Origin of the sequence: Corynebacterium sp. HMSC074A01, assembly GCF_001831515.1 — a bacterium.
In the GTDB taxonomy this organism is placed as follows: domain Bacteria; phylum Actinomycetota; class Actinomycetes; order Mycobacteriales; family Mycobacteriaceae; genus Corynebacterium.
In genome coordinates this window covers 128,046-141,812 of record NZ_KV825608.1, presented here as the reverse complement: position 1 = coordinate 141,812, position 13,767 = coordinate 128,046, and the positions used below count along the sequence as shown (strand labels likewise).

13 protein-coding genes, 1 tRNA gene and 1 pseudogene are annotated in these 13,767 nt (G+C 65.6%); 7 read left to right on the top strand and 8 right to left on the bottom strand.

Annotated features, from left to right (window positions below; translation table 11 throughout):
- Both HMPREF2550_RS12225 and HMPREF2550_RS12220 read left to right on the top strand, forming a co-directional pair.
- On the top strand, nt 1-181 hold a 181-nt coding region (locus HMPREF2550_RS12225), incomplete at its 5' end, for a hypothetical protein (protein ID WP_168167682.1).
- Nucleotides 181-354 (top strand): hypothetical protein, encoded by a 174-nt coding sequence (locus HMPREF2550_RS12220; protein WP_168167671.1) that lies wholly within the window; start codon nt 181-183, stop codon nt 352-354. The genes HMPREF2550_RS12225 and HMPREF2550_RS12220, both read left to right, overlap by 1 nt.
- Before the next feature lie 585 nt (nt 355-939).
- Here the strand turns inward: HMPREF2550_RS12220 and HMPREF2550_RS03755 are convergent.
- The 5 genes from HMPREF2550_RS03755 to HMPREF2550_RS03735 all read right to left on the bottom strand — a co-directional run bounded on the left by HMPREF2550_RS03755 (nt 940) and on the right by HMPREF2550_RS03735 (nt 3,428).
- Nucleotides 940-1,012 (bottom strand) — tRNA-Arg (locus HMPREF2550_RS03755).
- An 83-nt stretch (nt 1,013-1,095) separates the two neighbouring features.
- Nucleotides 1,096-1,374 (bottom strand): mycoredoxin, encoded by a 279-nt coding sequence (locus tag HMPREF2550_RS03750; protein WP_070789780.1) that lies wholly within the window; start codon nt 1,372-1,374, stop codon nt 1,096-1,098.
- Nucleotide 1,375: 1 nt separating this feature from the next.
- Nucleotides 1,376-1,858, bottom strand: coding sequence for a dihydrofolate reductase (locus tag HMPREF2550_RS03745; protein ID WP_070789779.1), 483 nt, complete (start codon nt 1,856-1,858; stop codon nt 1,376-1,378).
- Nucleotides 1,858-2,658 (bottom strand): thymidylate synthase, encoded by an 801-nt coding sequence (locus tag HMPREF2550_RS03740; RefSeq protein ID WP_070789778.1) that lies wholly within the window; start codon nt 2,656-2,658, stop codon nt 1,858-1,860. The genes HMPREF2550_RS03745 and HMPREF2550_RS03740 overlap by 1 nt, the downstream gene beginning before the upstream one ends.
- A complete protein-coding gene (locus tag HMPREF2550_RS03735; RefSeq protein WP_070789776.1) occupies nt 2,655-3,428 on the bottom strand; it encodes a 3'(2'),5'-bisphosphate nucleotidase CysQ in 774 nt (257 codons plus the stop codon). The genes HMPREF2550_RS03740 and HMPREF2550_RS03735 overlap by 4 nt, the downstream gene beginning before the upstream one ends.
- Nucleotides 3,429-3,474: 46 nt before the next feature.
- On the opposite strand from HMPREF2550_RS03735, the gene HMPREF2550_RS03730 reads away from it, so the two are divergent.
- From HMPREF2550_RS03730 to HMPREF2550_RS03720, 4 genes and pseudogenes are all read left to right on the top strand, one after another.
- Nucleotides 3,475-8,124, top strand: coding sequence for an ATP-dependent helicase (locus HMPREF2550_RS03730; protein ID WP_070789774.1), 4,650 nt, complete (start codon nt 3,475-3,477; stop codon nt 8,122-8,124).
- Between the two features lie 92 nt (nt 8,125-8,216).
- A pseudogene (locus HMPREF2550_RS12615) lies at nt 8,217-8,360 on the top strand (hypothetical protein); the annotation flags it as partial.
- Between the two features lie 197 nt (nt 8,361-8,557).
- A complete protein-coding gene (locus tag HMPREF2550_RS12435) occupies nt 8,558-8,698 on the top strand; it encodes a hypothetical protein (protein ID WP_246819742.1) in 141 nt (46 codons plus the stop codon).
- Nucleotides 8,699-8,717: 19 nt separating this feature from the next.
- Nucleotides 8,718-9,554, top strand: coding sequence for a DNA-formamidopyrimidine glycosylase family protein (locus tag HMPREF2550_RS03720; RefSeq protein ID WP_070789769.1), 837 nt, complete (start codon nt 8,718-8,720; stop codon nt 9,552-9,554).
- Here HMPREF2550_RS03720 and HMPREF2550_RS03715 read toward each other — a convergent pair.
- From HMPREF2550_RS03715 to pgi, 3 genes are all read right to left on the bottom strand, one after another.
- Nucleotides 9,526-10,152 carry a DedA family protein gene (locus HMPREF2550_RS03715; protein WP_038589161.1) on the bottom strand — a complete coding sequence of 209 codons (627 nt, stop codon included), beginning with the start codon at nt 10,150-10,152 and terminating at the stop codon, nt 9,526-9,528. The genes HMPREF2550_RS03720 and HMPREF2550_RS03715 overlap by 29 nt on opposite strands.
- Nucleotides 10,153-10,220: 68 nt before the next feature.
- Nucleotides 10,221-11,708: a glutamate-cysteine ligase family protein gene (locus tag HMPREF2550_RS03710; RefSeq protein WP_070789767.1), complete on the bottom strand. Its 1,488-nt coding sequence runs from the start codon at nt 11,706-11,708 to the stop codon at nt 10,221-10,223.
- Nucleotides 11,709-11,717: 9 nt separating this feature from the next.
- A complete protein-coding gene (gene pgi / locus HMPREF2550_RS03705; protein WP_083319763.1) occupies nt 11,718-13,355 on the bottom strand; it encodes a glucose-6-phosphate isomerase in 1,638 nt (545 codons plus the stop codon).
- 88 nt (nt 13,356-13,443) lie between these two features.
- On the opposite strand from pgi, the gene HMPREF2550_RS03700 reads away from it, so the two are divergent.
- On the top strand, nt 13,444-13,767 hold the full coding sequence (locus HMPREF2550_RS03700; protein ID WP_070789766.1) for an antibiotic biosynthesis monooxygenase family protein: 324 nt from the start codon (nt 13,444-13,446) through the stop codon (nt 13,765-13,767).

Sequence of the window (13,767 nt, the reverse complement as noted above, 5' to 3'; positions counted from 1 at the left end):
GCTGCTGTTGGTGGTGCGTTGGGTGCTGGCGCGGGCCTTGCCGGTGCCGGGGCTGGTGCTGGTATGGGCGCTGGTCGTGGTGTTGCAGGTTTTGGCGCGGGTGCGCCAGGTGCTGCAGGCCAGATGCCGGGTGCAGTTGCTGGTGGATCTGCTGCCGGTGCTGCTGGTCGTGGGGGTGTGATGGCTGCTGGTCCGATGGGTGCTGCTGGTGGTCGTGGTCAGGGACAAGGCAAGGCACAGGCGAAGGTCAAAGCGGTCACCAGTGCGGTGGAGCGTGATGGGAACCTGGAGGCGCTGCTGGGGCAGTCCCCGTTGGTGTTGCCGACGGTGATCGGTAACAACGTCCGCGGCTGACACACCCGGCCGAGGGGGTCCGCTGCTGCGGGGTTTCCAGTCTGCGGCCGCAGACTGTGCATCCCGAGAGTCCGCGGCCGCAGACTCCTTGGCGTCTTTACATCCGCGGCTGTGCTGTCCAAAAAGTCTTCGGACTCCGTGTCCAAAAACCGAATGGCCTCCCAAATGGAGCTAGCTCCATTTGGGTGCGCCCCTCCGGTAAAAGCCCAGGTCGCCGTTGCACGAAATAGCCAAACGGAGCTAGCTCCATTTGGGGTCACGTCGCCGGTAAAACCCAAGGTAAAACCCAAGGTCGTCATCCCGCCGTGCGTCTAAATGGAGCTAGCTCCATTTAGAACGACCCCGGCACCAACCCCACGGCACAGCTCGACACCTGCAGTGCAACGTGCTGCCGCGAACAGACTCAGATAATGCAGCCCTGCGCAGCAGCCAACAGCAGTCCGCGGCCGCAGACTCAAACCACGGCCTCCCATCCAGTCCGCGGCCGCGGACTCCCAGCGCCCAACCCCCGAAGGAACCCGGCAGACCCCCAAAAATGCACCGTTCCCGCAGTTAAAACGGGTAGTTTTGTGTAGAAAAAGTTCGCGCCCCAGAGAGGAATCGAACCTCCGACACCTTCTTTAGGAGAGAAGTGCTCTATCCACTGAGCTACTGGGGCAATAGTGCGAGGGTACCGTACCCTCGCGTGACACTGAAAATCAGCTGCGCGATCAATCAGCAGCACCGAAAATCAGCTACGCGCTACGCGCCCGCCAGCTCCTCGTGCTTGCGGCGCACGGCGGAGGCTCCCGGGTTCGTCTCGTGGGTGCCGTCGGAGTACAGGACGGTGGGGACGACGCGGTTGCCGTCGTTGACGGATTCCACCCAAGCCGCGGCGTCTTCGTTGCCTTCGGCTTCGACGTCGACGAGGTCGTACGGCGTCTCGGTGCGGTCCAGGTTCTTACGAAGGCGTGCGCAGAAGGGGCACCACTCGGTGGCAAAGATAGTGACAGGGGACTTGGTCTCTGGGGTTGCAGTCATGTTAGGTCGCTTTCCTTTCAAATCGTTGATGCTTAAAGCGGGTGCCGGTCCTGGAAGTCTTCCACTCGCCGTCGCGTACCAAGGTGAATTCGGGGCCCAGGTGGGGCGCGAAGACTGGGTTGGGGAGAGAGTGGGCGACGTGGACGTCGATAAGCGTGAGCGCTACGACGTCGACCAGATCAAGGGTGGCCTCGTAGATTTGGCCGCCGCCCAAGATCCAGGCGTCGGTTTCTAGGTCGGGCAGGTCGGTGGAGACGAACGCCCCGTCGGACCATGCGCCCGGCTCGCGCGAGCTGAGCACGTGGTTCGCGCGGCCCGGCAGGGGCTTAAACGGCAGGGACTCCCAGGTCTTGCGGCCCATGATGACGGGGTGGCCCATCGTGACCTCTTTTAAGAACTTGAGGTCCTCCGGCACGTCCCACGGTATGTCGGTGCCGGTGCCGATGACTCGGTCGAGCGATTGCGCCCAGATTGCGCCCAGCACTAGACAGACACCTGCGCCTTGATCGTCGGGTGCGGGTCGTAGCCGATAACCTCGATGTCGTCGAAGTCGTAGTCAAAGAGCGACTCCGCCTTGCGCAGCTTGAGTTGCGGGTACGGGCGCGGCTCGCGGGAGAGCTGCTCGCGGACCTGCTCGACGTGATCGTTGTAGATGTGGCAGTCGCCGCCCGTCCAGACAAGCTCGCCGACCTTGAGCCCGGCCTGCTGCGCGAACATGTGCGTGAGCAGGGCGTAGGAGGCGATGTTGAAGGGCACGCCCAGGAACATGTCGGCGGAGCGTTGGTAGACCTGCATGCTCAGCGTCCCGTCGACCACGTAGAGCTGGAAGAGCAGGTGGCAGGGCAAAAGCGCCATCTTGTCCAGTTCGGAGACGTTCCACGCGGAGACGATGTTGCGGCGCGAATCCGGGTTTTCCTTGAGCGTACGCAATGCCTCGGCGATCTGGTCCACGTGCGCCCCGTCCGGGGTCGGCCAGGAGCGCCACTGCACCCCATAGACTGGGCCAAGCTCGCCGTCCTCATCAGCCCACTCGTTCCAGATGCGGATGCCGTTGTCCTTGAGCCAGGAAATGTTGGACTCGCCGCGCAAGAACCAGAGCAGCTCGCCGACCACGCCCTTGAAGAAGACCTTCTTGGTGGTCAAAAGCGGGAACGAGTCGGCCAAGTCGTAGCGCAGCTGGCGGCCGAAAAGGCTCACGGTGCCTGTGCCGGTGCGGTCGCCCTTGGCCTTGCCGTGCTCGGAGATTTCGCGCAGCAGATCCTCGTACGGAGTGGGGACCGTCACTGAGCGACCCCCTCAAAGCTGCCGTGCTCCTCGTAGTACTTGGCGCAGGCGGCGAGGACATCGTCGGCGATCTCCGGGCGGCAGATCACCATGTCGGGCACGTAGGTGTCCTTGTTGTTGAAGCGCATGGGCGTGCCGTCGAGGCGGGAGCAGTGCAGACCTGCGGCCAGGGAGACGCCGACCGGGGCGGCCTGGTCCCACTCGTACTGGCCGCCGGCGTGCACGTACGCGTCGTAGTCGCCCAGCAGCACGTGCATGGCTTTTGCGCCGGCGGAGCCGACCTTGACGGTTTCGAACCCGAGCGCGTCGGCAACTGCCTCGGCCACGGCCGGCGGGCGGTTGCGCGAGATGGCGACCTTGCCGGCAAAGGGGCCGGAGACGTGGCGCACGTCGGAGGACTTAAACACCACACCCAGGTCCGGGAGTCCGACAGCCGCGTGGGTAGGCACGCCGTCTTCCACTAGGGCGATGTGTACGGCCCAGTCCTGGCGGCCGGTGGCGAATTCTCTCGTGCCGTCGAGCGGGTCGACGATCCAGACGCGGTTGTTGTCCAGGCGTGATTGGTCGTCCGCCGCCTCCTCGGAGAGGAATCCGTCGCCCGGGCGGTGCTGCTCGAGTACGCGGGCGATCCAGTTCTGGGCCAGGTCATCGCCGGCCTCGCCGAGCTCGCGCCCTCGCAGCAGGCCGACGCCGCGGATCCCCTTGAGGATCTCGCCGGTGCCTTGGGCAATCAGGTTGGTCAACCGGGAGTCAGAATACTGCGCAGTCATAGTTCAAACCCTACCGCAGTTTGCTGCCCCGTTATCCTTAACTTCTATGAGCACGGCAATCCTCGAGCGTTTCCATCCCCAGGTCTCCACCTGGTTCAGCGAGGTCTTCGCCGCGCCCACCCCGGTCCAAGAAGGCGCGTGGCGGGCGATTGCCGACGGCGAGAACGCCCTCGTCGTCGCCCCCACCGGCTCCGGCAAGACGCTCGCGGCCTTCCTCTGGTCGCTCAACTCGCTCGTGGAGCGGGCTGGCCAGCAGGCATTGCCTATCGACGGCGCGCAGACCTCCACCCACGGCGGCGTCCGCGTCCTCTACATCTCCCCCTTGAAAGCGCTGGGCGTGGACGTGGAGCACAACCTGCGCGCCCCGCTTGGAGGAATCGCGCGTGTCGCCCAGCGCTTGGGCCGCGACATGCCGGACATCTCGGTGGGCGTGCGCTCGGGCGATACCCCGCAATCGGAGCGAAACCGGCAACTGCGGAAACCGCCGGACATCCTCATTACGACCCCTGAGTCGCTCTACCTCATGCTCACCTCGAAGGCGGCTGGCGTCCTGAAAACTGTGGACACGGTCATTGTGGACGAGATCCACGCGCTGGCGGGCACGAAGCGCGGCGTCCACCTTTCACTCTCACTGGAGCGCCTGCGCCGCCTGGCCGGCAACTTCCAGCGCATTGGTCTCTCGGCGACGGTGCGCCCGCTCGAGACGGTAGCGAACTTTTTGGGGCCACAGACCACCATCATCAACCCGCCCGCGGAAAAGCGCTGGCAGCTGGACGTCCATGTGCCGGTAGAAGATATGTCGGACCTGCCGGTGCCGGAGGACGCGTCGACAATTGGCGAGGCCGTGATTGAGGGCGACATCGACACACTTGAGCCCGAGACTCCGCCAGCGGCGACCTCTTCGATCTGGCCGCACATCGAGCGCGCAGTCTACGAGGAGGTGATGGCGCATCGCTCGACCATCGTGTTCGTGAACTCGCGCCGCACCGCAGAGCGACTGACCAGCCAGCTCAACGAGCTGTGGGCAAAAGAACATGATCCGGAGGCGCTCTCGCCTGAAACAAGGCGCCCACCCGCGCAGCTGATGAAATCGGTGGATACCGCAGGCCACGCCGCGCAGGTCATTGCGCGCGCCCACCACGGCAGCGTGTCCAAGGATGAGCGGGTGCAGACCGAAACCATGCTCAAAGAAGGCTCGCTGCGCGCGGTGATCGCCACCTCCTCGCTCGAGTTGGGGATTGACATGGGCGCGGTGGATTTGGTGATCCAGGTGGAGTCGCCGCCCTCGGTCGCCTCGGGTTTGCAGCGCGTTGGCCGCGCCGGCCACACCGTCGGCGCGGTATCCGAGGGCAGCTTCTATCCGAAGCACCGCTCCGACCTGGTGCAGACGGCGGCGCTGGTGCCGCGGATGCGCGAGGGCGCGATTGAGGAGCTGCGCACTCCGCGCAGCCCGCTCGACGTGCTCGCGCAGCAGACGGTGGCGGCGGTGGCCTACGAGGATCTAGACGTGGACGAGTGGTACGACGCCGTGCGCCGCGCCTGGCCCTACCGCGATCTGGCCCGCGAGGTGTTTGACTCCGTGATCGACCTGGTTACCGGCGTGTACCCCTCGACGGACTTCGCGGAGCTGCGCCCTCGCGCCGTCCTTGAAGGCACCACGCTCAAGGCCCGCCCGGGCGCGCAGCGGGTGGCGGTGACGAACGCGGGCACGATTCCAGATCGGGGAATGTTTGGAGTTTTTCTTGTCGGCGCGGACGACAAGGCACCCCGCCGCGTCGGCGAGCTGGACGAGGAGATGGTCTACGAGTCCCGCGTCGGCGACGTGTTCACCCTCGGCGCTTCGTCTTGGCGCATCGAGAACATCACTCGCGACCAGGTCCAGGTCACGCCCGCGCCGGGGCATACCGGAAGGCTTCCGTTCTGGAATGGGGAGGGGCCGGGTCGGCCGTATGAGTTGGGGAAGGCGTTGGGCGCGTTTCGTCGACAAGCACGAGCAGGCGAGGGCATCGACGCTTCACTCGACGGGTTCGCCCGCGACAACCTTGTGCGCTACCTCGAAGAACAGGAGGAAGCCACCGGCATCCTGCCGGACGAGAAAACGCTCGTGCTGGAGCGCTTCACCGACGAGCTGGGCGACTGGCGCGTGGTCTTGCACACCCCGTTTGGCAAGGGGGTTAACGCCGCCTGGGCGCTGGCCACTGGTTGGCGGGTGGCGCAGGAAACGGGAATGGACGCCCAGGCCGTAGCGGGCGACGACGGCATCGTGCTGCGCCTGCCGCAAGGGGAGAAGGAACCGGACGCCTCGCTTTTCCAGTTCGACGCCGACGAGATCGCCGACATCGTCACCGAGCAGGTCGGCAACTCCGCCCTGTTTGCCTCCCGCTTCCGCGAGTGCGCCGCCCGCGCCCTGCTTTTGCCGCGCCGCAACCCCGGCAAGCGTGCGCCGCTGTGGCAGCAGCGCCAGCGCGCCGAGCAGCTTCTCGACGTCGCCCGCAACTACCCGTCCTTCCCCATCATTTTGGAGACTGTCCGCGAGTGCCTGCAGGACGTCTACGACCTGCCCGCGCTGCAGGAGGTCGTGCGCGACATCAACACCCGCGGCATCCGGATTGCCGAGGTGACCTGCGACCAGCCGAGCCCGTTTGCCTCCTCGCTGTTGTTCAATTACACCGGCGCGTTCATGTACGAGGGCGATACCCCGCTCGCGGAGAAGCGCGCCGCGGCACTCTCGCTTGACCCTTCGCTGCTGGCCAAGCTCTTGGGCACCGTGGAGCTGCGCGAGCTTCTCGACGCCGACGTGATCGCCGAGACCGACGCCAACCTCCGCCGCCTCGGGCGCGCGAAAACCAGGGAGCAGTTTGCCGATACGCTGCGGATGGTGGGACCCGTGGACGTCGACAAGCTTGCGGACTACACCGAGGTCCCCCTGGGCACACTGGAGGAAAACCTGCGCGGCCGTGTGATGCGGGTGCGCATCGGCGGGCGCGAGCACATCGCGCAAACGCTCGACGCCCCGCTGCTTCGCGACGGTTTGGGCGTCCCCGTCCCACCAGGCGTCGCCGCCCAAGTCGCCACGATCCCGGACGCACTGCAGCAGCTGGTGGGGCGCTGGGTGCGCACCCGCGGGCCCTTCACTCTGCGCGATCTGGCTGATGCTTTCGGACTTGCCGTCGGCGCGGCCTACGAGCCGCTACATCGGCTCATTGACCAGGACAAAGTGATCCCCGGGCACTACCGGCAGGGCGTTGACGAGGAAGAATACGTCGCCGCCGAGGTGTTGCGCATCATCCGCTCGCGTTCGCTGGCGGCGGCACGGGCGCAGACCCAGCCGGTGACGCAGTCCGCCTACGGGCGATTCTTGCCCGCCTGGCACAACGTGAGCGCGTCCGGGGTGCGACCGGCCTTGCGTGGTGCCGACGGCGTGTTCACCGTCCTCGAGCAGCTCGCCGGGGTGCGTCTGCCGGCGAGCGCGTGGGAGTCCCACATCCTGCCCTCGCGCGTGGGGGACTACTCGCCGGTGATGCTGGACGAGCTGACCGCCTCCGGCGAGATCCTCATCGTCGGCGCGGGCAAGGCCGGAGCACGCGACCCCTGGATCATGCTGCTGCCCGCTGACTACGCCGAGCAGCTCCTGCCCCAGGCAGAAGAACCGCAACTGAGCCTGACTCAATCCCAGGTGATGGAACGCGTCCGCGGCGGGGGCGGCTACCTCTTCGCAGACCTGCTTGGTCCCCTCGACGAGCGCACCACAACCAGCGACGAGCTGCGCGAAGCGATGTGGGACCTCGTCGAAGCCGGGTGTCTGTCGCCGGACTCGTTTGCGCCCATCCGCGCCCGGCTCGTCGGCGGCAAGGGCAAGTCTGCCCACCGCACGCGGCGTCGCCCGCAGCGCAGTCGCATCCGCTCCGGGCGCACTTCCTTTGCCAACACCACACCACCCGACATGGTGGGCCGCTGGGCCGCGACCCCGCGCGCGGACACCGACGCCACGCGCCGCTCCGTCGCGCTAGGGGAGAGCCTGCTCGACCGCTACGGGGTGGTCACCCGCGGCTCCGTGGTTGCCGAGGACATCCTCGGAGGCTTCGCCCTGGCCTATAAAACGCTTTCCGGCTTCGAAGAAAGCGGCAAAGCGCTGCGCGGCTACCTCATCGAAGGCCTGGGCGCGGCGCAGTTTTCCACCCCGGCCACGATCGACCGCCTGCGCGGGCACGCGGATTCCGACGACGTCATCGGCTGGCCCTCCGGCACCCGCGAACCGGACGTCTACGTGCTCGCCGCCACCGACCCCGCCAACCCCTACGGCGCCGCGCTGCCCTGGCCCACCCAAGGCCCCACCCGCGCGGCCGGGGCCATCGTCGTGCTTATCGACGGCCTCCTCGCCGCCCACATCACCCGCGGCGGCAAAACCATGACTACCTTCTTCGAGGGCTTCGCGGAAGGGATCGGAGACCCGCTCCCACTGGTCATCGATGCCCTCGACGAGGCAGTGCGCGCCGGGCGCATGCAACCCCTGGGGGTAGAGAAGCTCAACGGTGAGTCCGCCTTTGGCCTGCGCGAGTATGGGGCGCGCGTGACGCACAAGGGCGTCAAGATCGGTGCGAAGCCGGCGGCGGCACCGAAGCGGCGAGGCCGGAGCGTGGCGGAGGCACTCGGCGAGCTCGACGGGCCCGCCGAGAGTTTGAGCTTCGACGATTAACGTGACCTTCTCCCACAAAGATCTGCAAAACATAAACTACAAGTCCTGCAAAACATAAAGTACAAGTCCTGCAAAACATCAAATTGGAGCGAATGTGGACACGAAACAGGTGGCAGGACGCAGGTACCGCCCACGAATCGTCGAAGGCGCGGCTGCGTGTATCTCCGAAGTATCATCTTGCCGATCCGGGGTTGGCTGTCGCCGCACTTGGGGCGACCACTGCCTCGTTAACTGCGGATCCGGAAACTACCGGTTTCTTATTTGAGTCCGCAGTGATTCATGACCTTGCCGTGATGGTTGAGGCGATGGGGGGGAAATCCACCATTACCGGGATTCTAATGGTAACGAGATCGACGCCGTGCTCACGCTTCCCGATGGCCGATGGGTGGCCGTAGAGGTCAAAACCGGCTTTGGCGGGGTGGAGCGAGGCGCAGTGTCGCTCCAGAAAGCGATTGCGTCGATCGATCACGTTGCTGGTCCGCCCACGTTCTGCGCGGTCATCACTGGCACTGGCGTGACCGCGCCGCTCGGCGAGGGCGTTGTCACGTTCCCGCTCCACCAACTCCGGCCGTAGTGCGGCCTAGTATTGCACCATGCCCGAAGGTGATTCCGTCTATCAGCTCTCCAAGCGCTTGCAGTGGATGACCGGCCGCGAGGTCACGCGCACCAGCATCCGCGTGCCCCGCTTCGCCACTGTCGACTTCACGGGCATGACCTGCGAACGCGTCTGGCCTTATGGCAAGCACCTGTTCATGCGCTTCGGCCCGGAGATCCTGCACACACACCTGAAGATGGAGGGCACCTGGGCCTTCCACCGCGCCGGGCAGCGGTGGCGCAAGCCCGGGCATGCCGCCCGCGTGGTGCTCTCGCTTAGCGACGCCAACCGCCCCGACATCGAACTCGTCGGCTTCTGGCTCGGACTCGTCCGGGTCTTTCCCGCCCGTGAGTACCCCCAGCAGATGGGGTATCTAGGTCCAGATCTATTGGACCCGGACTTCGACGCGGCCGAGGCGGTGCGCCGCATCGAGGCAAACCCGGATATGGAGATCGGGCGCGCGCTGCTCGACCAGCGCAACCTTGCAGGGATTGGTAACGAGTACCGCGCCGAGATCAATTTCCTGGCGGGGACCCACCCGGCGGCAAAGGTGGGGGAGGTGGACGTCGCAAAGCATGTGGCCCTTGCGCGCCGCCTGATGTGGGCAAACAAAGACTCCCCCGTGCGGGTGACCACTGGGATCAAGCGCGCGGGGGAGACGAGCTACGTGTTTGGGCGCAACCGCAAACCGTGCAGGCGCTGCGGAACGCTCATTGAAAAGGGGTTCCTCGGCGGGGAGGGGGATTTGGAGCGGGTGATCTGGTGGTGCCCACGGTGCCAGCCCGAGCCTTCGGGAGGGTGGAACGCTACTTCGCAGCGGACTTGCGCTCCTTGATGTCGCGGCGGAGGAAGTAGACGAGGAAGCCGACAAGGACCAGGATCAGGATGACGTAGGCGACCTTGGAGTAGGCGTCGACGTACTCGGTGACCATCTCCCACCGGTCGCCGAGCGCGTAGCCGAGCGAGACCAGGATGGTGTTCCAGATGCCGGAGCCCAGCGTGGTCCACAGGCCGAAGGTGACAAGGTTCATTCGGTCGAGGCCCGCGGGGATGGAAATCAGCGAGCGGATGCCCGGGATGAGGCGGCCGAAGAAGATCGACGCTTTGCCGTGGCGGTCGAAGAACTCGAGCGAGGCGTCCACATCGGAGGCCTTGACCAGCCACATCCAGTCGGCGATCTTGCGCAGCCGCTCGGCGCCCAGCCAGGCACCAACGCCGTAGAGGACGTATGCGCCAGCGACGGAGCCGATGATGGACCAGATCAGCACCGAGGCAAAGGTGACCGAGCCCTGCGCGGCGGTGAAACCACCCAGCGGCAGGACAACCTCAGAGGGGATCGGCGGGAAAACATTCTCCAGGAGGATGGCGAGACCAACGCCTGGACCGCCGAGCACCTCCATTAGGTTGACAATCCAGTCGACGATTGCTTGCACAGATGCTCCTTATGCGCGAAAAGGCGCGCGGCGTTGAACGGTTACATAAATCAACGGCTTATTGTGCCTTACTGAACCTCGAGAGACCAAGTGTGCACGGGCGCGCCGGACTGCTGATTTGCTATGTATTGCCTGAGCATGCGCGCCAGCGCCTCTCCGCGCTCCTTGGTTGCCGGGCGTGATTGGGGCGCAAGAGCGTTGAGCGCGTTGAGCTGCCACATCGCCCCGTTTTGTCGGGTGCGTGCGCGGTGTTCGATGATGCCGAGGTACTCGTCGGCGAGGGCCGGGTCGACGTCGAGAAGCGCCAAGCCCTCGTGCGCCATGGGTAGGAGGTGGTCGGTGACGAGTTCGGTGACGTCGATGGTGCCGAGCGTGGGCCACTGCAGCTGCGCGGTCAGCCCGTGGCGCGCGCCCTCGTGGAAGTTGTGCTCGGCCTCGGCAAAGCTGAGGCGCGACCAGACGGGGCGGGTCTGCTCGCTGAGCGCTTTGACCATGCCGTAGTAGAAGGCGGCGTCCGCGATGATGTCCTTGACCGTGGGACCCGCGGGCAGCAGGCGGTTCTCCACACGGATGTGGGAGAGCTCCGTGTTCGGATCGTAGATCGGCCGGTTCCAGCGCCAGATCGTGCCGTTGTGCAGGTTGAGATAATGCAGGCCGGGGCTCTCGCCCTTCATGAACGGCGCGCCTGCCTGCACGCGGCCCTCCGGGATGAGCGGGGAGAAGTAGCGCACGTTTTCCTCGAAGAGGTCGAAGACGCTCGTGATCCAGCGCTCGCCGAACCAGACGCGCGGGCGCACGCCCTGGTTGATCAGCTCCTGGGTGCGGGTATCGATGGACTGCTGGAACACCGGGATGCGCGACTCGTGCCACAGGCGATGCCCCATAAACAGCGGCGAGTTCGCGCTCAGCGCCGCCTGCACCCCGGCGATCGCCTGGGAGGCGTTCCACGCGTTGGCGAAGCGGTCGGGCGCGACCTGCAGGTGCAGCTGAATCGATGTGCAGGTGGACTCGGTGGCGATGTCCTCGAAATCGTGGCGGTAGCGCTCCTCGCGCCACAGGTTGAGGTGGACGAGCTCGCCGCGGGTGTCCATGATGGACTTGCTCAGGCCCGCGTAGCGGTTCTCCGGGGTCATCCACTCGGTTTCCTGGAGGAACTTCGAGGTCATCGTGGGCAGCGTGCCGATCATCGCGACCTGGGAGCCGGCTGCCGACGCCGCGGCGTGCACCGCGTCCAGGCGCTGGCTCAGGCCGCGCTCGAGCCGGATCAGCCCGTCGCCGTTGATCGATAGCGGCGGGTGGTTGAGCTCCACGTTGTAGGCGCCGATCTCCGACTGGTACTCGTCGCCCAGACGCTCCAGCACGGCCTGGTTGTTGGCGTGCGGGAGCATCGCCTCGTCCACCAAATTCAGCTCGAGCTCGAGCCCGATGGTGCCGTGGCTGACAAACTCCGCCTCCTGCAGGTGGCGGTCGAAGACCTCGAGTTCTTCCTCGAGGCGGCGGCGGTACACCGAGCGTTGGCGAGGGGTGTACGAGTCCGAGGAGATCTGCTCGCCCATGAGTGTGACCTACTTCTTGCTCCGGTACCAGGTAATCAGCGCGTCGGTGGAAGCGTCGCCTGTGTCCGGGGCCTGGGCACCCGCGACCGCGGCGGCCAGGTCGTTGGCCTGCTGCTTGCCCAGCTCCACGCCCCACTGGTCGAAGGAGTTGATATCCCAGATCACGCCCTCGGTAAACACGATGTGCTCGTAGAGCGCGACGAGCGCGCCCAGAGTGTAGGGCGTAAGCTCCTCGGCCAGGATCGTGGTGGTCGGGCGGTTGCCCGGCATGACCTTGTGCGGGGCCAGCTCGCTGCTGACACCTTCCGCCTCGATCGTCTGCTGATCCTTGCCAAAGGCGAGCACCTTCGTCTGGGCGAAGAAATTGCCCATGAGCAGGTCGTGCATGGAGCCGGTGCCATCAGCGGTGGGGAAGTCCTCCTTGGGGCGAGCGAAGCCGATGAAGTCCGCCGGGACCATGGTGGTGCCCTGGTGGAGCAGCTGGAAGAAGGCGTGCTGGCCGTTCGTGCCCGGCTCGCCCCAGTAGATCTCGCCGGTGTCGTAGGTGACGGGGGTGCCGTCGTGGCGCACGGACTTGCCGTTGGACTCCATGGTCAGCTGCTGCAGGTAAGCAGGGAAGCGCGAGAGGTCCTCCGAGTACGGCAGCACCGCGTGGGTCTGCACGTCAAAGAAGTTGCGGTACCACACGTTCAACAGCCCCATCAGCACCGGGACATTGCGGGAGAACTCGGTGGTACGGAAGTGCTCGTCCATCGCGTGGAAGCCCTCGAGCATGCGCATGAAGTCCAGCGGGCCGATCACGGCCATGAGACTCAAACCAATCGCGGAGTCCATGGAGTAGCGACCACCGACCCAGTCCCAGAAGCCGAACATGTTGTCCGTGTCGATGCCGAACTCGGCCACCTTCTCCTCGTTGGTGGAGACCGCGACGAAGTGCTTGGCAATCGCAGACTCGTCGCCGTCGAACTGTTCGAGCAGCCAGCGCTTCGCGGCGTGCGCGTTCGTCAGCGTCTCCTGGGTGGTAAAAGTCTTGGAGGCGATGATGAACAGCGTCTCCTCGGCGTTGCAGCGGTCCAGCACCGCAGCTATGTCTGCCGGGTCGACGTTGGAGACGAACTCGGCGGTGATCCCGGCGGTGGCATACGCGCGCAGCGCCTTCGTGGCCATTGCTGGGCCCAGATCGGAGCCGCCGATGCCGATGTTGACCACCTTCTTGATCGTGCGGCCGGTGTGCCCCAGCCACTCGCCGGAGCGCAGTGCGGAGGCGAAATCGCGCATCCGGCCCAGCACCTCGTGCACGTCGGCAGCCACGTCCTGGCCGTCGACCTCGAGGTCCTTTTCCGCCGGCAGGCGCAGCGCGGTGTGGAGCACGGCGCGGTCCTCGGTGTTGTTGATGTGGGCACCGCCAAACATCGCTTCGATCTTCTCCGCCAGGCCCGCCTCGTCGGCGAGTTGGGTGAGGGCTTCGAGCACGTCGGCGTCGATAAGCTGCTTGGACATGTCCACATGCAACCCGGCCGCTGAGAAGCTGAACGCGTCAGCGCGCTCGCTGTCGGCCGCGAAGAGGTCACGCAGCGTGGTCTGCGACTTCTCGGCGTGCAGTTGTTCCAGGTTCTTCCAGGCAGACGTGGACGTAATGTCGGTCATCATTCCTCCAGCAAAGATCGGATCGGATACGCCCCACGGTAGTCAAAAACCCGCCACCAAGTCGCCCGCAATGTGCATAATGGGGCCCATGAGCATTGTGAAGATCAACGCAATTACTGTCCCCGAAGGTGCTGGCGAAGAATTGGAGCGCCGCTTTTCCGCACGCAAGCACGCCATCGACTCCCAGCCCGGCTTCGAAGGCTTCCAGCTGCTGCGTCCGACCAAGGGCGAGGACCGTTACTTTGTGGTCACCCGCTGGGCCGACGAAGCTGCCTACCAGGCCTGGTGGGAGGGTGCCGGCCAGGCCGCGCACGCCCACGGCGATTCCGGCGAGGCACCGAAGAAGCCCGTCTCGCAGAAGGCGGAGCTGCTCGAGTTTGACGTCGTGCTCGACTCGCTCGAGCGCGACTAG

What these genes read in the sequence shown, in the direction of transcription:
- pgi (WP_083319763.1), bottom strand. Translation starts at nt 13,355, where the DNA reads ATGACCGACATTACGTCCACGTCTGCCTGGAAGAACCTGGAACAACTG.
- HMPREF2550_RS03720 (WP_070789769.1), top strand. Translation starts at nt 8,718, where the DNA reads ATGCCCGAAGGTGATTCCGTCTATCAGCTCTCCAAGCGCTTGCAGTGG.
- HMPREF2550_RS03700 (WP_070789766.1), top strand. Translation starts at nt 13,444, where the DNA reads ATGAGCATTGTGAAGATCAACGCAATTACTGTCCCCGAAGGTGCTGGC.
- HMPREF2550_RS12220 (WP_168167671.1), top strand. Translation starts at nt 181, where the DNA reads ATGGCTGCTGGTCCGATGGGTGCTGCTGGTGGTCGTGGTCAGGGACAA.
- HMPREF2550_RS03730 (WP_070789774.1), top strand. Translation starts at nt 3,475, where the DNA reads ATGAGCACGGCAATCCTCGAGCGTTTCCATCCCCAGGTCTCCACCTGG.
- HMPREF2550_RS03710 (WP_070789767.1), bottom strand. Translation starts at nt 11,708, where the DNA reads ATGGGCGAGCAGATCTCCTCGGACTCGTACACCCCTCGCCAACGCTCG.
- HMPREF2550_RS03750 (WP_070789780.1), bottom strand. Translation starts at nt 1,374, where the DNA reads ATGACTGCAACCCCAGAGACCAAGTCCCCTGTCACTATCTTTGCCACC.
- HMPREF2550_RS03735 (WP_070789776.1), bottom strand. Translation starts at nt 3,428, where the DNA reads ATGACTGCGCAGTATTCTGACTCCCGGTTGACCAACCTGATTGCCCAA.